19 protein-coding genes are annotated in these 24,237 nt (G+C 51.7%); 14 read left to right on the top strand and 5 right to left on the bottom strand.

Annotated features, from left to right (window positions below):
* Together OXG75_01545 and OXG75_01550 are read right to left on the bottom strand one after the other, a co-directional pair.
* Positions 1 to 1,368 carry an ATP-binding protein gene (locus OXG75_01545; protein MCY3624677.1) on the bottom strand — a complete coding sequence of 456 codons (1,368 nt, stop codon included), beginning with the start codon at positions 1,366 to 1,368 and terminating at the stop codon, positions 1 to 3.
* Complete coding sequence (locus tag OXG75_01550) at positions 1,365 to 2,063, bottom strand: response regulator transcription factor (GenBank protein ID MCY3624678.1); 699 nt, start codon at positions 2,061 to 2,063, stop codon at positions 1,365 to 1,367. Before OXG75_01550 ends, OXG75_01545 begins: the two co-directional genes overlap by 4 nt.
* A 166-nt stretch (positions 2,064 to 2,229) precedes the next feature.
* Here OXG75_01550 and OXG75_01555 point away from each other — a divergent pair, with 166 nt between their 5' ends.
* The 8 genes from OXG75_01555 to OXG75_01590 all read left to right on the top strand — a co-directional run bounded on the left by OXG75_01555 (position 2,230) and on the right by OXG75_01590 (position 10,611).
* A complete protein-coding gene (locus tag OXG75_01555; protein MCY3624679.1) occupies positions 2,230 to 3,501 on the top strand; it encodes a porin in 1,272 nt (423 codons plus the stop codon).
* 145 nt (positions 3,502 to 3,646) lie between these two features.
* Positions 3,647 to 4,267, top strand: coding sequence for a phosphoribosylanthranilate isomerase (locus OXG75_01560; protein ID MCY3624680.1), 621 nt, complete (start codon positions 3,647 to 3,649; stop codon positions 4,265 to 4,267).
* Positions 4,254 to 5,453, top strand: coding sequence for a tryptophan synthase subunit beta (trpB, locus tag OXG75_01565; GenBank protein MCY3624681.1), 1,200 nt, complete (start codon positions 4,254 to 4,256; stop codon positions 5,451 to 5,453). Before OXG75_01560 ends, trpB begins: the two co-directional genes overlap by 14 nt.
* A 149-nt stretch (positions 5,454 to 5,602) precedes the next feature.
* A complete protein-coding gene (gene trpA / locus OXG75_01570) occupies positions 5,603 to 6,403 on the top strand; it encodes a tryptophan synthase subunit alpha (GenBank protein MCY3624682.1) in 801 nt (266 codons plus the stop codon).
* Between the two features lie 48 nt (positions 6,404 to 6,451).
* The gene (locus OXG75_01575; protein ID MCY3624683.1) at positions 6,452 to 7,741 is read left to right on the top strand and encodes a DHH family phosphoesterase; all 1,290 of its coding nucleotides are present in this window, start codon (positions 6,452 to 6,454) and stop codon (positions 7,739 to 7,741) included.
* Between the two features lie 131 nt (positions 7,742 to 7,872).
* The gene (gene argC / locus OXG75_01580) at positions 7,873 to 8,901 is read left to right on the top strand and encodes an N-acetyl-gamma-glutamyl-phosphate reductase (GenBank protein ID MCY3624684.1); all 1,029 of its coding nucleotides are present in this window, start codon (positions 7,873 to 7,875) and stop codon (positions 8,899 to 8,901) included.
* A gap of 7 nt (positions 8,902 to 8,908) precedes the next feature.
* Entirely contained in the window at positions 8,909 to 10,354 is a 1,446-nt protein-coding gene (locus OXG75_01585; GenBank protein MCY3624685.1) for an AMP-binding protein, read from the top strand.
* Positions 10,351 to 10,611 (top strand): acyl carrier protein, encoded by a 261-nt coding sequence (locus tag OXG75_01590; protein MCY3624686.1) that lies wholly within the window; start codon positions 10,351 to 10,353, stop codon positions 10,609 to 10,611. The genes OXG75_01585 and OXG75_01590 overlap by 4 nt, the downstream gene beginning before the upstream one ends.
* Before the next feature lie 9 nt (positions 10,612 to 10,620).
* On the opposite strand, the gene OXG75_01595 is transcribed toward OXG75_01590, so the two are convergent.
* Positions 10,621 to 12,360: an NAD+ synthase gene (locus tag OXG75_01595; GenBank protein ID MCY3624687.1), complete on the bottom strand. Its 1,740-nt coding sequence runs from the start codon at positions 12,358 to 12,360 to the stop codon at positions 10,621 to 10,623.
* 175 nt (positions 12,361 to 12,535) lie between these two features.
* On the opposite strand from OXG75_01595, the gene OXG75_01600 reads away from it, so the two are divergent.
* Entirely contained in the window at positions 12,536 to 13,348 is an 813-nt protein-coding gene (locus tag OXG75_01600) for a hypothetical protein (GenBank protein ID MCY3624688.1), read from the top strand.
* Between the two features lie 24 nt (positions 13,349 to 13,372).
* Positions 13,373 to 14,746 carry a nucleotidyl transferase AbiEii/AbiGii toxin family protein gene (locus tag OXG75_01605; GenBank protein MCY3624689.1) on the top strand — a complete coding sequence of 458 codons (1,374 nt, stop codon included), beginning with the start codon at positions 13,373 to 13,375 and terminating at the stop codon, positions 14,744 to 14,746.
* A gap of 158 nt (positions 14,747 to 14,904) precedes the next feature.
* Here OXG75_01605 and OXG75_01610 read toward each other — a convergent pair whose 3' ends face one another.
* Positions 14,905 to 15,588, bottom strand: a complete 684-nt coding sequence (locus tag OXG75_01610; protein ID MCY3624690.1) for a CPBP family intramembrane metalloprotease — start codon at positions 15,586 to 15,588, stop codon at positions 14,905 to 14,907.
* Here OXG75_01610 and OXG75_01615 point away from each other — a divergent pair.
* On the top strand, positions 15,587 to 16,372 hold the full coding sequence (locus tag OXG75_01615) for a biotin--[acetyl-CoA-carboxylase] ligase (GenBank protein MCY3624691.1): 786 nt from the start codon (positions 15,587 to 15,589) through the stop codon (positions 16,370 to 16,372). The genes OXG75_01610 and OXG75_01615 overlap by 2 nt on opposite strands.
* On the opposite strand, the gene OXG75_01620 is transcribed toward OXG75_01615, so the two are convergent.
* Positions 16,369 to 16,710 carry a hypothetical protein gene (locus tag OXG75_01620; protein ID MCY3624692.1) on the bottom strand — a complete coding sequence of 114 codons (342 nt, stop codon included), beginning with the start codon at positions 16,708 to 16,710 and terminating at the stop codon, positions 16,369 to 16,371. The genes OXG75_01615 and OXG75_01620 overlap by 4 nt on opposite strands.
* Positions 16,711 to 16,858: 148 nt before the next feature.
* On the opposite strand from OXG75_01620, the gene gltB reads away from it, so the two are divergent.
* Genes gltB through tyrS form a run of 3 tightly spaced genes read left to right on the top strand, consistent with a single transcriptional unit; the run spans position 16,859 to position 24,208 of the window.
* On the top strand, positions 16,859 to 21,457 hold the full coding sequence (gene gltB / locus OXG75_01625) for a glutamate synthase large subunit (protein MCY3624693.1): 4,599 nt from the start codon (positions 16,859 to 16,861) through the stop codon (positions 21,455 to 21,457).
* A 32-nt stretch (positions 21,458 to 21,489) separates the two neighbouring features.
* Positions 21,490 to 22,974 (top strand): glutamate synthase subunit beta, encoded by a 1,485-nt coding sequence (locus tag OXG75_01630; protein ID MCY3624694.1) that lies wholly within the window; start codon positions 21,490 to 21,492, stop codon positions 22,972 to 22,974.
* A gap of 34 nt (positions 22,975 to 23,008) precedes the next feature.
* Positions 23,009 to 24,208, top strand: a complete 1,200-nt coding sequence (tyrS, locus tag OXG75_01635; GenBank protein MCY3624695.1) for a tyrosine--tRNA ligase — start codon at positions 23,009 to 23,011, stop codon at positions 24,206 to 24,208.
* Positions 24,209 to 24,237 lie beyond the last annotated feature (29 nt).

Here is a 24,237-nt window from a genome sequence, read left to right on the forward strand (position 1 = left end):
TTACTTCTCAGGTCGCGGGAGTTCGACGGTGAACGTGCTTCCTTCACCTTCCGCGCTTCTCACAGCTATGGTTCCCCCGTGCTGTATGACTATGTGCTTCACTATGCTGAGTCCGAGTCCCGTTCCGCCTATCTCTCTCGAACGGTTCTTATCCACCCTGTAGAATCTCTCGAATATTCTTTCTTGATGCTCCGGGGGGATTCCGATCCCGTTATCTTCAATCTCTATGCACAAGGTGCCGTTTAGGGCCGAGGCGCGGACCACAACAGAGCCGTTTTCCGGGGTGTACTTGGCCGAGTTCTCAACGAGATTAATGAGCATGCGTTCCACGAGGAACCTGTTTGCCCTGTAGGGAGGCATGCCGTCCTCAATTTCAAGAGAGAGATTGACTCCTTTTTTCGAAAAAAGCGAGTCAAGAGAACCCACGGAGCGGAGGATCGTTTCCCTGATGTCAATCTCTTCGTCTCCTTTCCTTGAATCTTGAGAGTCGGCTTCCCCGCTTTCAAGTTCCGAGAGCACCAGAAGATCGGAAGCTATTGCTATAAGCCTGTCGGTATTTTCCTCCATTATCTCGAGAAAATGCTTTTTCTCCTCATCCGTGTCATAGCTTCTGTCAAGAAGGGTTTCGATGTATCCCTTTATGGACGTAAGCGGGGTTCTGAGTTCATGGGAAACGTTCGCCACGAAATCGGCCTTTATCCTCTCAAGCTTCTTAAATTCCGTTATGTCAAAAATGACAACCACGATTTCCCAGTAGCGTGGACTTACGCGGACGCTTACGAGATACGATTTTTCCTGGGGGTAAAGCACGGAGATTTCTTGGGTGGCCGATTTTTTCTTCTGCTTCATGCGGGAGATAAGCCTCTGGAGATCGGGGTTTCGTATGGTTTCCATGTAAGGGTGGCCAATTGCCGCGTCGTCTATTGCGAACATTTCCTTCGCAGCGTCGTTTACGAGCAACAGATCCTCCTCTCTGGATATCACTATGACTCCTTCCTTCATGGACTCGATTATACTTTTAAGCTGGTTCCCCTCCCTCTCGGTTGACTGCATCTGAAGGGAGATTCTCTCCGAGAGTTCGCTTATGGAGATCGATACCCCCGTGTCGAAATCGCTTACCTTGCGGCCTGTTTTGCGGGCTTTCTTCTGCTTCTCCGGCAGAAGCTCAAGCGCCTTCGATATTCTTGAGAAGTCCTTCAGGATGTCTCTTTCGACTATCCACAACAGCACGAATCCGAATGCCGTAAATGCGGCTACGCACACAATGTAACCCAAAGCTCCGCGTCCGGGGGGAAGCAGCATGGCGAGCAGAGCCGCGGCGGCGGCCAGGCAGAGCAGGTAAAGGAAATGTTTTCTGAATATCTTCAAACCGTTTGGATCTCTTCTAGCTTGTAACCGATTCCTCTCACGGTCTTTATCATCTTGCCGGCGGAACCCAGTTTTTCTCTCAGGTTTTTTATGTGAACGTCTATCGTTCTGTCAAAAACCACCCGTTCGTCTCCCCAGAGGGTTTTTCTTTTAAGCAATTGATCGCGGGTGAACACCTTTCCTTCCGCTTCTGCGAGGGCCTCAAGTATTTTGAACTCCGTGGTGGTTAGGTCGATTTTCTGTGAATCGACCGAGACCTCGTAGCTTGCGGGGTTTATGCTGAGGGAGCCGATCCGAAGTGTTTCGTCCCCGGGGTTTTTCATCGCATATCTTCTCAAGATGCTTTTCACTCTGGCGACAAGTTCACGAATCCGGAAAGGCTTGACTATATAGTCATCAGCGCCGAGTTCGAGGCCCACGACGATATCGGCCTCGGTGGATTTCGCGGTGATCATGATTATGGGTATTGAGTGCGTTTGGGGCTTGCTTTTCAGGATCCTGCAGAGCTCAAGGCCGTCCATGCCGGGCAGCATTATGTCAAGCAGCACTAGATCGGGCGGAACGGAATTTATGTAGAGCAGAAAGTCCTTTCCGCTCTGAAAGGGCTTTACCCGGTATCCCTCGCGCTTTAGATGGTGGGTTATCAGGTTGAGTATATCTTTTTCGTCATCTACTACTGCTATGAGCTTTTCCATATGCTTTCCCTGATAATTTACAGAATACGAAAGGGTACATCAATTGCGTGGCGCGGACTCTTAACGTAGAATTAACGGCTTATTTATTCCGAATTAACCATTTAAACATATCATTAGGCCAGAGCTGTTAAGAGCAGAACAATAACCACACCAAGGAGAATATGGGATGAGAGTTTTAGCAGTTTTAGCCGTGTCTTTTTTGACGTTGCTTTCCTTTATGTCGCTTCCCGCCCAGGCCGGCGGCGACCAGAGCATCAGGGAACAGATTGAGGAACTTAAGAAGCAGATAGAAAGGCTCGAGGAACAGAGCCAGCAGATGAACATGAAGATGTACGAGGGCAAGGACCCCAAGGCTTGGTACAACAAGATAAAAGTCAAGACCAAAAAAGGCGCGGGTCTTACTTTCCAGACCTCGGACAGCAACTACAAGCTCAGGATGAGGCTCCACAGCCAGTTCCAGACTAACTACATAAACCCTGACGGAGAGGACAATGAAAGTCTCGGTTTCAGGGTAAGAAGACTCAGAGTGACCTGGGACGGTAACGCTTTTGCCCCGTGGATGAAATATAAGATTCAGTACGATTTCTCAGGAGGTGGAGAACTCAAGGATATGAAGCTTTCGTTTGCCAAGAACAGAGCTTTTGTTCCGGTCGCAGGTCAGTACAAGATTGCGTTCAACAGGGAGGCGCTCACATCCTCTTCCGCCCTTCCGCTCGTCGGCCGCTCTATCATAAATGACAACTTTCAGTATGACAGGGATATCGGTGTAGGCGTTTACGGTCTTCTCGGTGGCGGAATGCTCCGCTATGATCTCGGCGTTTTCCAGGGAGAAGGTGCGAACGTGAAAAATGACACGGGAGATACGGGAATGCTCTGGGCTGGTAGAATTCAGGCGGCTCTTCTCGGCGGAAAGGCGAAAAGCGTGAAAGAAAATTTCGCCAAGAGACCCACGATTACAATTGGAGCCGCTGTTGCGGGCGTAGACGTTGAGGAAGGTGGTGATTCCGGTAATAAGGCAATTAAGAATGCGGGACTCGAAGACGGCAGGATGACTTCAATCACCTTCGACGCGAACTACAGAGACCCGAGATTTAATCTTACCGGTGAGTATATCGGAAGATGGTTGAATCCCGACGATGCGGGTGTGGAAACAGGCTATGACTACGGTTTCAGGGTCCAGGGCGGTTTCTTCCTGATTCCGAAGAAAATCGAGGTTGCTTCCAGATATGCCATGGTTGTTTATGATAATGATCCAAACGCGTTCAAAGCAGAAGAGCTTGACAACGTATGGACGTTCACCCAGGGACTTAGCTACTACCTAAGCGACAATCACAAGTGGAAAGTGCAGCTTGACTACACATTCCAGAGGAAAGAGGACCTCGATGGCGCAGAGTCTGATGAGTCGATGGTAAGAGCTCAGGTTCAGGCCTATTTTTAGGATCCTACGCTAAGGAACAATTTTTTTCTTTCCTTTTAATCTGTTAGACCAAAGCTCCTTGCGTCGGATGCGGCGCGAGGGGCTTTTTTATTCTCATTCGGATACGATTAATTAATTCTGCCTCATCGGTTAGGATTAACCGCAAATGACTAGAGTAAAGGTGTGCGGAATAACCAACTCGGAGGACGCGCTCTGCGCGGTGGGGCTGGGAGCTTCGGCTCTCGGTTTCGTTTTCTACGAGAAAAGCCCGAGGTTTATCAGTGCCGAAGAGGCGGGAGAAATAATAAGCCAGGTCCCCCCGTTTGTAGCCAAGGTGGGGGTTTTCGTAAACGCCGAGGCGGATTGCCTGAGGGAGGCAAAAGACATCGCGGGTTTTGATGTCTATCAGTTCCACGGGGATGAGACCCCGGAGTTTTGCGCTGCGTTCGCAGAGAACTACATAAAGGCCATAAGGGTTAAGAATGCGGGAAGTCTCGATGCGGTGGAACTCTACGATACGGACGCATTTCTTTTCGATGCCTACTCGCCTGATGCCTATGGAGGCACGGGAGAGAATTTTTCGTGGGACGTTCTTTCCCGCCGGAAACTTGAGGATAAATTCGTTATACTTTCCGGAGGACTTAACTCGGGTAACGTGCGCGAGGCCATACAGGCGGTGAATCCCTACGCCGTCGACGTGAGTTCCGGGGTTGAAAGCTCCCCGGGCATAAAAGATCATCTTAAGCTCAAGCGGTTTATGGAGGCCGCGGGTTATGGGCAAGACTGACCGGAGATACAGCTATCCTGACACGGGAGGTCATTTCGGAGACTTCGGAGGTCGTTATGTCTCAGAAACCCTTATGCCCGCTCTGATCGAGCTTCAGAGGGCCTACGAGGAGGCCGCGGCTGACGAGACTTTTCACGAGGAGATCGATTACTACCTGAAGCAGTACGCGGGGAGGCCCACCCCGCTTTATTACGCCCGCGCGATGACGGAGAGTCTCGGCGGCGCCAAGATTTACCTTAAAAGAGAGGATCTTGCCCACACCGGGGCGCACAAGATAAACAACACGATAGGACAGGGGGTTCTCTGCGGGAGGATGGGCAAGGACAGGATAATAGCCGAAACCGGGGCGGGACAGCACGGGGTCGCCACAGCCACGGTTGCTGCGCTTTTGAACAAGGAGTGCGTGATATACATGGGGGAGGAGGACACGAAACGCCAGGAACTCAATGTTTTCCGCATGAAGCTTCTGGGAGCTGAGGTGAGGCCCGTGGTCTCGGGCACGAAGACACTCAAAGACGCCATGAACGAGGCCATGAGAGACTGGGTTACGAACGTGAGAAACACCTTCTACATAATAGGAAGCGTTGCCGGTCCCCATCCCTACCCGATGATGGTAAGGGATTTTCAGTCCGTGATCGGGCATGAGGCGATGGAGCAGATACTCGCCGCGGAGGGAAAGCTTCCCGACACCCTGGTTGCCTGCGTCGGTGGAGGCTCAAACGCCATGGGCCTTTTCTTCCCTTTCATAGAGGAATCCGGGGTAAGGAAAATCGGCGTGGAGGCGGCGGGCCATGGTCTTGAGAGCGGTCTTCACTCCGCGACCATAACCGCGGGCTCAGTAGGGGTCCTTCACGGAAGCAAAACCTACCTGCTCCAGGATGAAGACGGCCAGGTACAGGGCGCCCATTCCGTCGCCGCTGGTCTTGACTACCCGGGCGTGGGTCCCGAGCATTCGTATTTCCAGGACGCGGGCGAGGTCGATTACGTTTCCGTAACGGACGAAGAAGCGCTCTCGGCGTTTTCCTATCTCTCGGAAGTAGAGGGAATAATACCCGCGCTTGAAACCGCACACGCAATAGCCCACGTGCGCAAAATCGCTCCGTCCATGTCCCCCGAGCAGATTATAGTTATCTGTCTCTCCGGCCGGGGGGATAAGGACATACATACCGCTTCCTCTCTTATATGAAGCGGCGCGGACCGGTTTTTCTTCCCCGCCACCAGCTTGACAATAACCATACGCGCGTATATAAAGCTTCCGAAGGTTGGAGGTTCGTTTTTTATTCTGTCTGCTTGCGATTTCTGCGTTTCCAGACTGCCGGCTTCTTATAAAAGCACATGGGAAGGATAAAGGAAAAATTCCGCGAACTTCGGGAGAAAAACAAAGCGGCTTTAATCTGCTATGTTACCGCCGGGGATCCCGATATCGACTTGACCGAGCAGATCATTGACCACCTGGAGGCAAGCGGTGTCGACATGGTGGAAATCGGCATACCCTTTTCGGACCCCATGGCGGACGGGCCGGTGATCCAGGCTGCTTCGGAACGGGCTCTTGCTAACTCGACATCCCTCTCCGACGTGCTTTCGCTTGTTAAAAGGATAAGGTCCCGCTCGGATATTCCCGTGATACTTTTCGGCTACTACAACCCTTTTTTCTCCTACGGTACCGAGCGATTCGCGCGCGACGCCCGCGAGGCGGGAGCGGACGGAGTTCTGGTCGTTGATCTTCCGCCCGAGGAAGCCGGGGAACTGAACGTCCATGTCGAGCAGGAGGGGCTTGACCGCATTTTTTTGCTTGCCCCTACGAGTACCGAAGAAAGGATAGAGATGGTGTCGCAAAACGCCTCGGGTTTTATCTATGTGGTTTCGGTTACCGGGGTCACGGGAGCGCGTCCTGACATGGACTACGATCTTGAGGATCTGGTGGAAAGAATAAAGCGCCGCTCTGAGCTTCCCGTCGGGGTAGGTTTCGGGGTGTCCTCCGCACGCCAGGCTGCCGCGATAGCCTCTTTTTCCGATGCTGTTATCGTGGGGAGCGCCCTTGTGAGAATAATCGAGAGCGGTGGAGAGGGAAGGCAGGAAATGCTGGGTAGGATTTCAAGCTTCACAGAGGAACTTAGCGCCGCCTGCTACAGATAGATGCTCTGAATTCCAGATACTATGAGTACGAACGGGGAAAGGCGATATATGTTCATCGGAGAATTTGATATTCTCCTGATGAGCCTTTTTAAGAACAGGGGTAAGGTAACAGAACTTGATTCTCCCGATGACGCGTTCAAGCAGAAGGGAACCTTTACGCTTATAGTCGTAAACAACGAATTTGCAACCAAGGAGTTTCTGGTATCCCTTGCTCGCAGTTATTCCACGAGCCCGATAGTTGTTTCCGCCGACGGTAAGAGGCGCAAGGACGGCTATATAGCGAGATACGTGAGATTCGACGAAGTCGCCGACAGCCAGATATCCTTTGAGGAGAAGCTCGCGAGGTCCGATATCTCCGTAAGACTGATAAGAGAGGTTCACCGCGACGCGAAAAAGCTTCTCATACTCGTTCATAATCACCCCGACCCGGACGCGATCGCAAGCGCCATGGCCCTTCGGACCCTTCTTAGAAGGAACAGGAAGACGGCGACCATAGGCTACCTCGGGGAGAAAATTTCAAGACCAGAGAACGTGGCCATGGTGGAGCTTATGGACATAGACTTGCAGGTGATTTCCCAAGATGACATAAAAAATTTCGATTCCATAGCGCTTGTCGATGTGCAGCCTTCTTATTTCAGAGGGGAGATTGCGGATGTCGATTCGGTGATCGACCATCATCCGATAACCCCCGAGTGCGATGCAAAATTCACAGAGATAAGTTCCGAGGAAGGAGCTACCGCGACGATCATGACCCGGCTCCTCAGGGCCGCACAGGTTGAGATTTCCGCGAAACTCTCGGCCGCGCTTCTCTACGGCATAAAAACCGACACCATGATTCTCAACAGGGGTGCGGATCTTGACGACCTTGAAGCGTTCACATACCTCTACAGTCAGGCTGACTTGGGTTTGCTCAGGAAAATAGAGTCCAAAAACCTGTATTCAGAAGAGATCAAGCATTACGGCCAGGCGCTCTCAAGACACTGGATAAATGACGGAATAATTTTCATGAACCTGGGAAGGATAGAAAAGGAACATCTTATTGCCCAGGTGGCTGACATGGGGATGAAGGTGGAAGGGGTCAAATGGTCTGTTGCCTTCGGGATTGTTTCCGGTTCCCATGTGGTTATGTCCGTAAGAAACAGCGGATCCGTCAAGAGTGCCGGGCGGCTGCTTTTCGAGCTTTTTGACGAAATAGGAAGCGCCGGAGGACACAGATCCTACGCCAAGGCCGTGATTCCCATGCAAGAAGTGAGTGAACTTATAGGAAAAACCTCGCGCAAGAACATAGAGCAGTGGATCGACAGGGTATTTAGAACCGCGACCGCTCAGAAGACCTGAGGACGGAAGCCAACCTCTTTTTTCCGCTGAACCCGGTTTTTCCCTTCCGCTTTTAAAGCTATATTAATGATAGCAAGCCCCATATTAATCAAGGTGGATTTGCGACGAACAGCTTGGTTTCCCAAGAGAAGATGAAACTCAAGACGGCAATTCTGGGAGTTACGGGTTATGTCGGCCAGCAGCTTCTTTCCCTTCTGGCGCGCCACCCTAACATTGACCTGCGGGTGCTTACGTCTGAGAAGTTCTCGGGCAGGAGGGCGGATGAGGCGTTTCCGCATCTTTTGGGCTACTCGGATCTTATCCTAAGCCCCGTATCGAAAATTCCTGACTCAGAACCTCTTGATCTTCTGTTCTCCTGTCTTCCCGGGGGTACTTCTTCTGTTTTCGTGCGGAAGTTCCTTGAGAAGGGCGTAAGGGTGATTGATCTCAGCTCCGACTTAAGATTCTCTGACCCTGCCGACTACTCCCAGGCTCACGGCGTAGCGCCGCGCTTTCCCGAACTTCTCTCTCAAGCGGTCTACGGACTTAGCGAACTTAACCGCGAGAGAATAAAAAACGCCCCGTTGATTGCTAACGCGGGTTGCTACTCTACCTGCGTTTCACTCGCCGTGGTGCCTTTTCTTAAAGAGTATGAAGTGGAAAACGACATTATAGTGGACATAAAGTCTTCTTTTTCGACTTCGGGACGAGCGCCGAAACCCGAGAGTCACTACACCGAGGTAAAGGAGGACGTATCTGCTCGTGGGGCTGGAGGGGATGACCAGAAACATGAGATTCTTCGCGTGCTCTACGATTTCTGCGGCGTGAAGAAGAAACTGCTTTTCTTCAATACACGTATTCCGGTTAAAAGGGGAATAATGGCCACTTCGTATCTCAGGCTCCGCTCGGAGATCTCCCCCGATGAGGTAAGGGAACTTTACGCCGGGTTCTACAGAGATGATGCTTTCGTCCGGGTCTGCGACGAGCCGCCCGGAATGGCGTCTGTTTCCGGTTCCAACTATATCTCTTTGGGTTTCTGCGAGCGGGAAGGGCACCTTGTCATCGTCTCGGTTCTTGACAATCTCATGAAGGGAGCCGCGGGCCAGGCCGTTCAGAACATGAATATAGTCTTTGGATTTCCCGAGGACACTGGACTCGGACAAGTTCCCCTTTTCCCGTGACGGGGCGATGAGAAACTACTGCGAAATACTTTATTCAAACCTGGAGCGAAATTCCCGGGGAGCGGCCGTCTGGTATCAAGGAGAAATCTACAGCTACGCGCAGCTCTGCGGCTTTGTTGACGGCTTTTCCTCGTTTCTTTCCAACCTAGGGGTGTCACGGGGGGATAAGGTGTGCGTTTTTCTTCCCAATTCGCTTTCCCTTGCCGTATCTGTTTTCTCGATAGCGAGACTCGGAGCTGCCTGCGTTCCGATCGACAGCACCTCTGGAACCGAGGAGATAAGACACTGCCTTGAGTTCTCGAAGCCGGCCCTGATCGTTACGGACGAGTCTCTTGCGCATACCGTGAACGCCGTTTCCGGAGGCATAACCACCGTTTGCGTGACCCGGGACAACTTTCTGGGCGAGGCTCCCGCGGATCCGCTAGGAAACCGTCCTTCGGAGGAATCCATCTACCTTTTTTCCACTGGCTCAACCGGAAAGCCTAAGTGCGTTGCGAGAAGCCACGCCAACATGATCGCCCTTGCCCGGAATCACACGGCCACAATAAACTGGGATAGCGGGGACAGGATTCTTTTTTCGATTCCGATATCGCATACCTATGGTCTTGGGAACTTCGTAAGCGCAGTAAGCGTCGGGGCGTGCTGTTATTTCCTTCCGAGGTTTACCAGAAAAGAGGTCCTGGGCGTGCTTGAAGAAGAACAGATAACGGTCTTTCCCGCCGTCCCGTTCATGCTAGAGACCCTTGCTCGAAGCGCGGGCCGTGGGGATTATGATTTCCCGCGGCTAAAGCACGTTATTTCCGCCGGGGCTCCCCTGCCCGAGGAAACCTTTTTTTCCTTCCACCGGGCTTTCGGCGTCTATCCCCGCCAGCTCTACGGTTCCTCCGAGACCGGGGTGATGGCAATTAATATCGCGGAGAACATAGAGGAGAAGCGTTTTTCAGTCGGAGTACCGGTTGAAAACGTCGTTATAAGGGTGGTCTCGGAAACCGGGGGTGAACTTCCGGTCGGGCAGATCGGCGAGATAATAATAAGGAGCCCTTCCATGACAGACGGCTACGTTGATTTTCCGGAAGAGACCGAGAGGGTTTTTGTCGACGGTTTTTACCACACCGGGGATCTCGGAATGTTCGACGACGACGGGTATCTTTTCATTCGCGGAAGAAAGAAGCTTTTCATCAACATCTCTGGGAACAAGGTTGACCCGTTCGAGGTTGAGAACCTGCTTATGACTCACGGGGTAATAACGGAAGCTGCGGTGATAGGAACCCTTGGAGCCGGGGGCAGGGAAGAGGTAAAGGCCTTTATCGTCGCGGACGGACTCACGAGGCGGGAAGTTGTCAGTTTCTGCAGGGGAAAAATTTCCGACTACAAGATTCCCGTGAAAATGGAATTTGTAGATGCACTTCCGAGAAGCCCGGCAGGCAAAGTGCTTAGGGGGAAACTTAAGTGACCGAGCGAAAAGAAGTTCTTGGAGAGAAAATAAGGCGGCTTGTCGTCGGCAAGTTCAATCTTGACATCAGTCCTCAGGACATATCGGCTGAGCAGTCGCTGATCGAGCTCGGAGTTGGCGTTGATTCCGTTTCGACGCTTGAATTCATTATGGAGCTCGAAGAGGAGTTTGGGGTCTCAATTGACGAGTCCGAGGTTCCCCCCGGGATTCTTGAGACCGTTGAGAGCTTATCTGAGTTTATTCTCTCGCTTAAGTGATTTGTCCTTTTACTTCTTGTAGAGGTTGGTTATCGGGAAGCGGCGGTCCTTTCCGAAGGCAAGCGACGTTATTTTTACCCCCGGGGCGCTCTGCCTTCTTTTGTACTCGTTCGTGTTTACCATTCTGACTATTCTCCGCACTACGCTTCTTTTCTCCCCGAGCTTTACTATGTCGTTGACCCCGAGGCCGTCTTCCACGTAGGCTTTCAGTATCCTGTCGAGCGTATCGTATTCGGGAAGCGAGTCGGAGTCTTTCTGGTCTGGGCGAAGTTCGGCTGAAGGGGGCTTTTCGATCACAGATTTCGGTATTATTTGTTTTCCCCGAAGGCGGTTGTAGTAATGAGAGAGTTCGTAGACCATGGCCTTAGGCACATCCTTTATCACCGCGAACCCCCCTGACATGTCCCCGTAGAGTGTAGAATAGCCGACCGCGAGTTCACTTTTGTTTGATGTGGCAAGCACGAGCCACCCGAACTTGTTTGAAAGCGCCATGAGGATATTTCCTCTTATCCTCGCCTGAATGTTCTCTTCCGTTACGTCTGATTCCATTCCGGAGAAAAACTCGGCGAACATTCCCTCGTAGCACCTGAAAACGTCTTCTATGGGAATGCTTAAGAGCTCGATTCCGAGATTGCGCGCGAGCTTTTTCGCATCAGTGACGCTTCCCTTGGAACTGTACATTGAAGGCATGGAAACTCCGACGACTTTTGAGGGTCCGACGGCTTCTGTGGCAATGACGGCTGTAAGCGAAGAATCTATCCCGCCGCTTAACCCAAGCACCACCTTTTCAAAGCCGTTCTTTCTTATGTAATCCCCGGTGCCGAGGACAAGTGCCGAGAAGGCGCATTTTAGAGGATCTCCTGAAGGATCAGTCTGTTTCCCCGGGATTTTCACTTTCCGCTTTGTTTTCGTAGTCTTAAGCGTGAATGTTTCGAGCTGGTTTTCCTCGAAGGAGAGCTCGTATCTTGTCTTTCTTATGGTCGGAGTGTTAAGCCTTGATTTGTAAACCCTTTCGGTGTTAACGTCGCAGACCAGCAGGTCTTCTTCGAAATGTCGCGCAGTGGCGACGATGTTGCCTTTTTCATCTATGAACATGCTGTTTCCATCAAACACAAGCTCGTCCTGCCCGCCGACCATGTTGCAGTAGGCTATTATTGTGTTGTAGTCAACCGCCCTTGTGGCGAGCATCCTCTCCCTCGCCAGAGGCTTTCCCATGTAGTAGGGTGAAGCCGAGAGGTTGAATATGATCTGGGCGTTTCCCAGCAGAACTTGGCTTCTTATAGGTTCTCCGGGATACCATATGTCCTCGCAGATCGTAACCCCGAAAGTCATTTTTCCCATGGAGTAAACGGGAAACCGTCTTTCTGACTGGAAATAGCGGTTCTCGTCGAACACTCCGTAGTTGGGAAGGCGGAGTTTGTGGTATACGTCGATTAGTTCTCCTCTCTGGATTACGGCTGCCGAGTTGAATATGTCGTCCTTTTTATCGACAAAGCCCACTATGACGACCATGTTGTCCGGACAGTGCTTCTTTATTTCGTCAAGCGCCCGGATGTTGTCGTCGATGAACTCGGGTTTAAGAAGAAGATCCTCGGGGGGATAGCCGGTCACGGAAAGCTCGGGGAAACACAAAATGTCTATATCGAGACCTCGCGCCGCCTCGATCACTTTGGTTATTTTCTTAGTGTTTCCGGTTATGTCCCCCACGCTCGGATTGATCTGGGAGAGACCGGTCCGCAACTGTTTCATCTAAAAACTATACTTGTAACCGCAGGATATTTCGAGAATTTTGTGGTTTTACAGAGCGCTTTTTGCTTCACATAAATAACAGAGAATTTTTATCACTTGACTGTCTCGAATTGTTTAGTATATTAATCTGACATAAATTCTTGATTTTTGCGAATTAAAGGCATATTAATATAGCATGAAGGAAATTAATACACATTTGCCTGCAGGAAGAGCGAAGCTTGTAGCAGTGATTAAGGCCGCTGGTGATGTTGTGACTATTGACGATGCGGTGCATACCCTTAACTTCTCCCGCACCCAAGCGGCCAAGATACTGTCGCGTTGGACAGAACAAGGATGGTTGCGGCGCGTGGGTACCGGAACCTATGTTCCGGTCCAGATTGATATGCTGGATACAGATCAAGTTGTTCAAGATCCTTGGGTTTTAATTCCTGCCTTGTTTGATCCGGCATACATTGGCGGATACACTGCCGCCGAGCACTGGGATCTCACGGAACAGATATTCAGAGATATTGTAATCTTTACGGCTCGGCGGCCCAGAGTAAAATCACTCAAACGGCAAGGGGCTGTATTCACTTTTTTTCCTGTTCGCGATGATCATATTTTTGGTACTGAATTTGTCTGGCGCGGGCAGACCAGAATAGAGGTTTCCGATATACACCGGACAATCGTTGACATGCTAAATAAACCTGCTGTTGGAGGAGGTATTCAGCATGTTGCCGATTGCTTCGAACAATACATGAAACGGCGAGACAGCGATCCAAACAAACTGATCGATTATGCTGACCGCATTGGCAATGGAGCGGTTTTCAAGCGCCTTGGATTTCTTGCGGAACGTTCGCAAAAAGGAGTTGAATTGATAGCTGCCTGCAGAGCGCGTCTTACCGAAGGCAATGCTCTCTTGGATCCAAGTCTTCGTTGTCCTCGGCTGATTACTCGCTGGCGTCTGTGGGTAACCAACATGTGGGCTCGTCAAGGAGTCAATAAATGATTCCAAAACATGAGCTTCTGAAAATTGCGACCACAATCAGCCTCAATCCAAAGTATTGTCGAGAAAGACTATGCGCTAGGTTGGATGTTGGCAGGAATTTTTAACCATGGTGAACTGACCAAGAGTTGGATTTTCAAGGGTGGTACTTGCCTCAAGAAATGTTATTTTGAAACCTATCGTTTTTCCGAAGATCTTGACTTCACGCTCTTGTTGGAAGACCATCTCAATGAAGAGTTTCTGCGGCGTATTTTTGGAGAGATATCGGAATGGATCTACCAGCAAGTCGGTCTCGAGTTTCCTGTGAACTTGCAGTCATTTGAGATTTATAAGAATCCCCGGGGGAATCTCAGTTGTCGGGCTAAACTTAGTTATCGCGGTCCGGTTTCTCCAAGTTCTGGGGGATTGCCACGAATCAAGCTTGACCTTACCGCCGACGAACTCCTTGTTCTACCGCCTGTACGGATACCGATTTTGCATCCCTACAGCGATGCTCCAGCCGAAGGCATTCAAGTTCTAGCCTATGCATATGAAGAGGTCTTCGCCGAGAAGATCAGGGCACTTGCTGAGCGTACAAGGCCGCGTGACCTCTACGATGTTATAAACTTGTTCAGGAACACCAAATCTAGGCCTTCGGCCTCGGTGTTGCTTCATATTCTCAGTCGGAAATGCGAATTCAAAGGTATTTCAGTACCGCAACACGGGGACTTTGACGAACATCAAAGTGACCTTGAAGGCGGATGGGATATGATGCTGGAGCATCAACTTCCAGCATTACCGCCAGTGTCTACATTTTGGAACGTTTTGCCGGAGCTTTTTGCCTGGCTTGACGGAGGTTTATTTCCCCAAGTGCCTCTTTCCTATGAGCTTGAGCGTGGCGATACTATTATTCGTGAACGCACGTTAAATTTGCCGCTATCTAGCAATGCGCAATCCTACCTTGAGATCATTCGATTTGCAGCCTCTAACAGACTTTGTGTCGATCTTGGCTACGCCAGCAAGACTCGACGGATCGAACCATACTCTTTGCGGCTTACAAAAGAAGGCAACTTCATCCTGCACGCATGGAATGTTGATAGTGATGCACACCGCAGTTACCGCATCGACCGGATTGAAGGTGCCAAAATTACTGGACAGAATTTTTCACCGAGATACGAGGTTGAACTTATTCCGACAGGCCCAATTACTGTGCAGGAGACACAAGGGTCTACAGGATTCTCCATACGTAATACGGTAAGATCTATATCGCGAAACTATGGACCGATTTACATTCTCGAGTGTGGCCTGTGCGGCAAAAAATTCCGCAGAAAAACTTCTTCCAGAACTCTTAGAAAACACAAAACTCCAGACGGATTTTCATGCTCCGGTCGCACAGGGTATTTAATCGACATCAAGTATTGAGGCATCGAGGGAATCAGATTGTTGATGTCTTAGGTTATAGATGGCTTTAAACAGCATGTACTTACTAACTTGGCTCAAAACCGCATTTGGAAAAACTCTACGTTTTTCTGAGATTCTGATTTATTCCACCCGTATCGGGGGGAGTGGGGTGATTCGGATTAGACCAATCTGAAAGACAGGTAGACGATATTCGCAGCGAAGTGAAAGAAGACGCTTGACCAGATGTTTCCGGTTCTCATGTATAGATACCCCATGACAAGCGAAGGGAAAAAGGTGAGGACGTTCTGCGCGCAGTAGCTCCCACCGGAGAATACGCAGATCACGAGAATATGTGCCAAGGCAAAAAGCACGCTTGCCGCAATAATCGCGCCCCATCCGCCGCCGAGAGTTCTCTGAAGGTATCCCCTGAAAAAGAACTCCTCGGGAAACGCGATAACTACAAGGTGTGTGAGCACGAAAAGCGCCGTCGGTTCAACGAACTTGACCGTTTTTCCCAAGTAGGCTGAAAAAAGATATAGGCAGACCAAGTAGGAGAAAAGCACTGCAATAGAAATTACCGCTCCCCGAACCAGTCCCCGCAGATCGAACCTCAAAACACCCACCGCGCCGCGGTCAAGCAGAAACGGAACCCAGAGCATGAACCCCGCCGAGAGCAAAAGGGCGTACTCGCGGCCAATCGCGGCTCTTGAGATTATGATCGCCGCTATCACCACCCCGTAGGCGGCAAACGGTATCGCAAGGTTTTTCGAAAGAAGTCGTTTCACGGAACCGAGTTTTTTTCTTGAGCAGAAGTTCCGACTATAATACTTGAATATCGCGCAAAAGGGGTGCTTTATCTGCATGGAAATTTCGAGAATAAGAAACCATCTTCAGGCGGAAAAAGTTGGCGAGCAGCTTTTTGTTTTCAATGAGTTAGGTTCCACAAATGACGTTCTGCGTGAACTCGTAGCGGAAGGCTCAGACGCGGACGGAACGGTAGTGGTCTCCGATTCGCAGACCGGGGGTAGGGGACGGCTTGGGCGAAAGTGGTTATCTCCCGGGGGCATGAATCTTTATCTCTCCGCCTTGTTTCGCCCGGAGGTATCCCCGCAGAGATCCTCCGTCTTTACCTTCCTTGCGTCCTGCGCCCTTGTCGAGGTTTTCTCAACTTACGGAGTAGACGCCGAGATAAAGTGGCCGAACGATATTCTTGTCGGCGGAAAGAAGATTTCGGGGGTGCTCACGGAACTTGGAACCTCCGGCGGCGCTATCGACTATCTTGTGATCGGCATCGGGGTTAATCTCAATTTGCCCGAGGAATTCATCCGCCGCGAAATGGAGGATATTTCAGAGAAAACCACCTCTCTTTCTATACTCCTCGGAGAGGAAGTTAACAGGGAGAAGTTCTGCGCGGAGCTTATTAACGCCCTTGATCGGTTCTACGGGGAGTTTCGTCGCCGCGGGACAGGGGCGATTGTGGATACGTGGATCGAGATGTGGGGATTTCTGGGAAAGGAGATATCCGTAGACGTCTCGGGAGAGGTTGTAAGCGGAGTCGTGGAACGCGTCGATGCAAATGGGTTTCTTTATCTGAGAACGGATGAAGGCGACCTTCGCAAGGTGATTACGGGAGATACTGTTTTCTAGAGCACCTCGATTATCTCGTGGCGAAGCCTGCGCATCAGGTCCATCCATTCGTTTATCGTCTCCTCGGGTTCGTCGCTTACGTCTTTTTTTATGACTATTCCGTAGACCCTGGGTTCTACGGCGCATTTCCCGTATTTTTCTGCGACGATGGAGCCGAATCTGTAGAGTATGTCGAGAGCCTTTCTGTTCTTTCCCTCGAACCTGCTCACGAGGACCATCTCGGAGGAAAAACCCTCGAATATCCTGTTCCACAAAGTCGCGCTTGACTCCATGTGGAAAGAGAGGATTATGCTTTCAGGGTCTTTTTTCTCTTTGATTTCCTGGGGATTAATTGCCATCTTTCCTTGTTTATTATAACCGTGGGAGGTGCGTGTGCGGAGTTTCGGATTTATGTTATAATTACACGATGGCGTCTGAAGAGGTTGCTTACGCCGGCATCAGCTCTCGCGTTGTTTTTTCATAACAACACAACAGGCGGACAGTTATATGAATTTTAAGAAACTTCCCGAAAAAAGGGGACTTTACGACCCTGCGTTTGAACACGATTCCTGCGGAATAGGATTCGTTGTTAACGTTAAGGGCACGAGGTCGAATTCCATAATCCGCGATGCTATAACCGTCCTAAAAAACTTGGAGCACCGCGGGGCCTGCGGGTGCGAGCCGAACACGGGAGACGGTGCCGGAATACTGTTCCAGAAACCCCACGCGTTTTTCGTCGATGCCTTGGAATCTGAGGGAATCACTCTCCCGTCAGAAGAGGATTACGGAGTCGGAATGATATTTCTCTCTCCGGATCCATCTGTTGAGAAGAAAACGAAAAAGAGGCTTGAGGATGTAGTCGCCGAGGAAGGCCAGAGCATTTTGGGCTGGCGGACCGTTCCGACCGACAATTCCTCTCTGGGCGCGACCGCTCTAGGGTGTGAGCCCGGGATACGGCAGATATTCATCGGCCGGGGAGACGGGACCCTCGCCGGGGACGATTTTGAGAGAAGGCTCTACATAATAAGAAAGCGCGCGGAGAACGAAATAAAGACCGCGGGGAGCGACGAGCATTTTTACGTGACGAGCCTTTCATCGAGGACAATAGTTTACAAGGGAATGCTTGTTACCTGGCAGCTTGTGCCCTATTTCCCGGACCTCATGTCTGATCTCATGGAAAGTGCAATAGCGCTTGTGCACTCGCGTTTCAGCACGAACACGTTTCCGAGCTGGGACAGAGCTCACCCTTACAGATACGTGATACATAACGGCGAGATAAACACGCTTCGTGGGAACATAAACTGGATGCACTCAAGGCAGGCCGTTTTGGAATCCAAGTTCTACGGCGACGACATAGAAAAAATCTTCCCGGTGATAGCTCCCGAGGGAAGCGATTCCGCCTCTTTCGATAACGCGATGGAATTTCTTTGCCTGTCGGGCTACTCCATAGAGCATGCCGTGATGATGATGATTCCCGAACCGTGGTCAAAGCACGAGAGCATGTCCGAGGAGAAAAAGGATTTCTACAGGTTTCACAGTTGCCTTATGGAACCCTGGGATGGTCCTGCTTCCATAGCTTTTACAGACGGCGAGAAAGTGGGAGCGGTGCTTGACAGAAACGGGCTTCGTCCCACGAGATATTACGTTACCAAGGACGACACCGTGGTGCTGGGTTCAGAAGTGGGAGTCCTCGACATACCGCCCGAGAGGGTGAGCTACAAGGGTCGCCTGCTCCCGGGAAGGATGCTTCTTATAGACACGCGTGAAGGCCGCATCGTTGGCGACACGGAACTCAAGGAGAGACTTTCAACGGAAAAACCCTACGGAAAGTGGCTCAGGGAAAACATGGAGAGCTTCTCCGGGATTATGGAAGGAGAGCCGGCGGAGACTCCGCCCGAGTATGACTCCGAAACGCTTCTTACGAGGCAGAGGGTTTTCGGCTACACCTTCGAGGATCTGCGCATTCTTCTGGGTCCGATGTCGAAAAACGCGGTCGAACCTGTGGGTGCCATGGGAGTCGATACCCCGCTTGCGGCGCTCTCTGACGAATCGAAGCTTCTTTACAACTATTTCAAGCAGATGTTCGCTCAAGTCACAAATCCCGCTATTGACGCCATACGCGAGGAACTTATAACCGGGACCATGGTCACGCTGGGCAAGACGGCCAACATACTCCGTCCCGAGGCGAAAAGCTCCGAGAAATTAGAACTTGAGACCCCGTTTCTTACGAACCCGGAAATCGAAAAACTGAAAACCATTCGCGGAGAGAAGTTCCGCTGCGAAGTAATTCCCACCCTTTTTGATCCCAAGAAGGGAGACGAGGGGCTAGAGGAGGCGCTCTCCGGGATGTTCGCCCGCGCCGATGAACTCATAGAAAAGGGTGCCAACATCCTGGTTCTCTCGGACAGGGGCTTTGATGCTGAAAACGCCCCCATTCCCGCCTTGCTGGCGGTCTCGGGGCTTCACCACCACCTGATAAAAAACGGAAACAGGATGCGCGCGGCGCTCGTTGTTGAATCGGGCGAGCCGAGGGAGACTCATCACATGGCGCTTCTTATAGGCTACGGCGCAAGCGCCGTCGCCCCCTACATGGCCTACGAGACCCTAAACGGCATGATCCACCAGAACATGCTCGTGGGCATATCTTACGAGGAAGCGGTCTCCGGGTACGTGAAGAGTCTCGTGAAGGGCATAGTGAAAATAATGTCCAAAATAGGCATTTCCACGGTGCAAAGCTACCACGGGGCCCAGATATTCGAGGCCCTCGGGCTAAATACCGAGTTTGTCGGGAAATACTTCACCTGGACGGCTTCCCGTATACAGGGAGTTGGAATTGACGTCATAGCGGAGGAATCGATAAAACGCCACTCCAAGGCTTACGCGGAAAGGGATGTTGAGACCGCGACGCTTGAGACCGGAGGGGTTTACAGGTGGAGACCCGACGGAGAGCGTCACATGTACCACCCGCGCACCGTGCACAAGCTTCAGGAAGCCTGCCAGACGAGAAGCTACGAGAAATTCAAGGAATACACGAAGCTTGCAAACGATGAGGAAAAGGAACATTTTACGCTCCGCGGCCTGATGGAGCTTAAGTACTCGGACAATCCCGTGCCGCTTGACGAGGTGGAGTCGGTCGAGAGCATATGCAGGAGGTTCAAGACGGGGGCTATGTCCTACGGGGCGATAAGCAAGGAGGCCCACGAAAGCCTTGCCATTGCGATGAACCGAATAGGAGCCAAGAGCAACACGGGCGAGGGGGGAGAAGATTCAGACAGATATACCCCCGATCCGAACGGGGATCTCAGGAGAAGTGCCATAAAGCAGGTTGCTTCCGGCCGTTTCGGCGTCACGAGCGAATACCTGGTGAACTCGGACGAGATACAGATAAAGATAGCTCAGGGAGCGAAGCCGGGTGAAGGCGGACAGCTTCCCGGGAGAAAGGTTTACCCGTGGATAGCCAAGGTGAGACTCTCGACTCCGGGAGTGGGCCTCATATCGCCTCCCCCGCACCACGACATCTACTCGATCGAGGATCTGGCGCAACTCATCTACGATCTTAAAAACGCGAACAAGCATGCGAGGATAAACGTCAAGCTGGTTTCCGAGGTTGGCGTCGGTACCATAGCCGCCGGCGTGGCGAAGGGTCATGCGGACGTGATACTCATAAGCGGAACCTCTGGGGGAACGGGAGCATCCCCGCAAAGCAGCATACACCACGCGGGACTTCCCTGGGAACTGGGCATAGCCGAGACGCATCAGACGCTTGTTCTTAACAACCTTAGAAGCAGGGTGGTTCTTGAGACGGACGGTCAGATGAAAACCGGAAGGGATGTGGCCATTGCGGCCCTTCTGGGTGCCGAGGAATACGGGTTTTCCACGGCTCCGCTCATAGTTCTCGGATGCATAATGATGAGGGTCTGCCATCTTGACACCTGTCCCGTGGGAGTTGCCACGCAAAACCCCGAGCTTCGAAAGAAATACACTGGAGATCCGGCGCACGTGGTCGATTTCATGCATTTTGTCGCCGCTGAGTTCCGCGAAATAATGGCGAAGATGGGTTTCCGGACCGTAAACGAGATGATAGGCAGAACGGACTGCCTCGAGATGAGAGAATCGCTTGATCACTGGAAGGCCAAAGGCATAGATATAAGCAGCATCCTCTTCCGTCCCGAAGTTCCGGAGGACTGGGGAACCTACTGCCAGATCGAACAGGACCACGGCATACAGAACTCTCTTGATGAAACCGTCCTGATGGATCTATGCCGCCCGACGATTGAAAAGGGAGAGCGGGTCCGCGCCGATGTATCCATAAAAAATGTTAACAGAACTGTAGGGACCATAGTTGGAAGCGAGCTTACGAGAAGATACGGCCTTGGTGGGCTTGAGGAGGATACGGTAAGGCTTCATTTCTCTGGTTCGGCGGGCCAAAGCTTCGGAGCCTTCGTTCCCAAGAGCATGACACTTATTCTCGAGGGCGACTCGAACGACTATACGGGAAAGGGGCTTTCTGGAGGGAAAATGATCATTTATCCGCCGAAGGAGTCCACCTTCATTGCTGAGGAGAATATAATAATCGGGAACGTAGCGTTCTACGGCGCCACCGGAGGGGAAGCCTACGTGAGAGGTGTTGCCGGGGAGAGGTTCTGCGTGAGAAACAGCGGAGTCCGCGCCGTGGTGGAGGCTGTCGGGGATCACTGCTGCGAATACATGACCGGGGGCCGCGTCGTGGTGCTGGGTTCGACCGGGAGGAATTTTGCGGCCGGGATGTCGGGCGGCATGGCGTATGTTTACGATCCCGAGGGGGGTTTCCACGGAAGGTGCAATACCGAATCCGTGTTCCTTGAATTCGTGGAGGAGAATGACGAAGCGGAACTTCTTGGGATGGTAAGGAAACACCTTGAGTACACTGGAAGCGAGGTAGCGCGGCGGATATTGGAGAACTGGTCCGGGAGTCTTCCCAGATTCGTTAAGGTGATACCGAAAGACTACAAGAGAATGCTCGAGCACATAAACCGCGCGCAACAGAGCGGTCTTTCGGGTGACGAAGCCCTTATGGCTGCTTTTGAGGAGAACAAACGAGATCTCGCGCGCGTAAGCGGAAACTGACACGGAAGCTCTGACGGAGGAGAAGTTTTTCAATGGGTGATCCCACAGGTTTTATGAATTATAAAAGGAAGCTCGGGCCTGACAGGGATCCTGCCCGCAGAATCGCCGACTGGGACGAGTTTCACGGCCATCTCCCCGAAAAAGAGCTTGCCACTCAGGGCGCAAGGTGCATGGACTGCGGGGTCCCCTTCTGCCAGACGGGCCAGATAATCGGCGGCATGACCTCCGGATGCCCCATAAACAACCTTATACCCGAGTGGAACGACCTGATTTATTCGGGACTCTGGAGAGAGGCTCTCGAGAGACTTCACAAGACGAACAATTTCCCCGAGTTCACGGGCCGGATATGCCCCGCTCCCTGCGAGGGGTCGTGCGTTCTGGGCATTAACGAGCCCGCGGTCACCATAAAAAGCATAGAGTGCGCCATAGTCGACAGGGGTTTTGAGGAAGGATGGATAACCCCCGAGCCCCCCGAGATCAGAACCGGGAAGAAAATCGCCGTCATAGGCTCCGGGCCCGCGGGACTTTCCTGCGCCGCGCAACTTAACAAGGCGGGACACCTGGTCACCGTGTTTGAGAGGGACGACCGCATCGGCGGACTGCTCATGTATGGAATTCCCAACCCCCACCTCGACAAGAAGATAGTCGACCGCCGCGTCAATATACTCGCGGAGGAGGGAATCGAGTTCGTCACCAACACGGAAGTGGGAAAGGATATCGACGGAAACGAGCTCGTGGAGAACTTTGACGCGGTCGTGATATGCACGGGAGCTACGAAGCCCAGGGATCTTCCGATTGAGGGAAGGGACCTTGACGGAATCCACTTTGCTATGGAGTTCCTGAGGGCCAACACGAAGAGCCTTCTTGACAGTGGGCTCGCCGACGGCCGCTACATCTCCGCCGCGGATAAGGACGTTATCATTCTCGGGGGCGGCGATACCGGAACCGACTGCGTCGCGACATCCATGAGACACGGATGCAGGAGCCTTCTTCAGTTCGAAATACTTCCCAAGCCTCCGCTCGAAAGGGCTGCGGATAACCCGTGGCCGCAATGGCCTAGGGTGTACAGGCTTGATTACGGCCAACAGGAGGCCATGGCGGTTTTCGGAGAAGATCCGAGAAGGTACCAGGTTCTTACCAAAAGATTCGTAGGAGACGCAGAGGGCAGGCTGGCGGAACTTGAGACCGTACGCATTGAGTGGTACATGGGGGATGACGGAAGGATGACTTTTCGGGAAGTTGAGGGTTCCGAGCAGAAATGGCCATGCGGTCTAGTGCTTTTGGCCCTCGGATTCTTGGGACCCGAACAGGAACTCCTCCAGCAGATGAATATCCATACCGACGAGCGCTCAAACGCCATGGCGGAATACGGAAAGTACATGACGAATGTCGAGGGAGTTTTCGCCGCGGGGGACTCGCGCAGGGGGCAAAGCCTTGTGGTGTGGGCTATAAACGAGGGAAGAGAAGCCGCAAGAGAGTGCGACAGGTATCTTATGGGGTCAACCGATCTTCCATAAATAGGCTAAACCCGCTGCGAGGAGGAATTTCCAGATGGCCTTCGCTGATCCTAAAGAACAATTAAAGGTAATAAGACGGGGAACCGAGGCGATAATTCCCGAAGAGGAGCTTCTTTTGAAGCTCGAAGCTTCAAGAGAGAACGACCGTCCCCTGAAGGTAAAGGCAGGGTTTGACCCCACCTCTCCCGACCTGCATCTGGGTCACGGGATAATCCTCAAGAAGCTCCGCGATTTTCAGACTCTGGGCCACGAGGTTCTTTTCCTGATAGGGGATTTCACCGCCTACATAGGAGACCCCTCCGGCAGGAGCGAAACCCGCCCCTCGATTTCAAAAGAAGAGATAATCAAGAATTCAAGGACCTACGAACGTCAGGTTTTCAGGGTTCTTGACAGAAAAAAGACCCAGATTCTTTCAAACTCCCGCTGGCTCAGCAACCTCGATCCAGAAGAGTTCCTCGGGCTTACCTCTCTGGTTAACGTATCGCGGATACTTGACCGGGATGATTTCTCAAAGAGGTACAGGGAGGGAGTGTCCATTTCCCTCAGGGAGTTCATATATCCCCTGGTGCAGGCGTACGACTCGGTGCAGATGCACTGCGACGTTGAACTTGGCGGTACGGATCAGACCTTCAACATACTGCTCGGCCGCGATTTCCAGAGACATTACGGACAATCTCCGCAGGTAGGAGTCTTTCTTCCAATACTTGAGGGAACGGATGGGGTAAAGAAGATGTCAAAGTCACTTGGAAACTATATAGGTCTTGACGAATCTCCGCAGGATATATACGGGAAAATGATGTCGATTTCTGACGACCTTATGTGGAGATACTATCTTCTTTTAAGCACCTGCAATGAAAAAAAGATACGAAAACTAAGAACCGAGCATCCTATGGATGCAAAAAAAGGGCTTGCCAAGGAAATCGTTTCCTGGCTCCATGACACCCGGGGTGCCCTTGAAGCCGAACGGGATTTTGAAACCAAGTTCTCAAAGAGATCTTTTCCAGAAGACGCAAAGGAAAAAGACTACGTTGCCGGCTCCCGAAAGGTAGTTGATCTTGTTATAGGAGTGTCCGATTCCGTCAGCACTAAAGGGGAGGCTAAAAGGCTCATATCCCAGGGAGGACTTGTCATAGACGCAGAGAAGTACACCGATCCGAATTCGGAATTTCCCGACAAAGTCGCTTTCGAGGTTAAAATCGGAAAAAAAGAGTTCCTGAAAGTCGTTATCAAGTAATCAGGCCCGGTTTCTTTCCAGATAATTCT

Source organism: Candidatus Dadabacteria bacterium (genome assembly GCA_026705445.1).
Lineage (GTDB): Bacteria > Desulfobacterota_D > UBA1144 > Nemesobacterales > Nemesobacteraceae > Nemesobacter.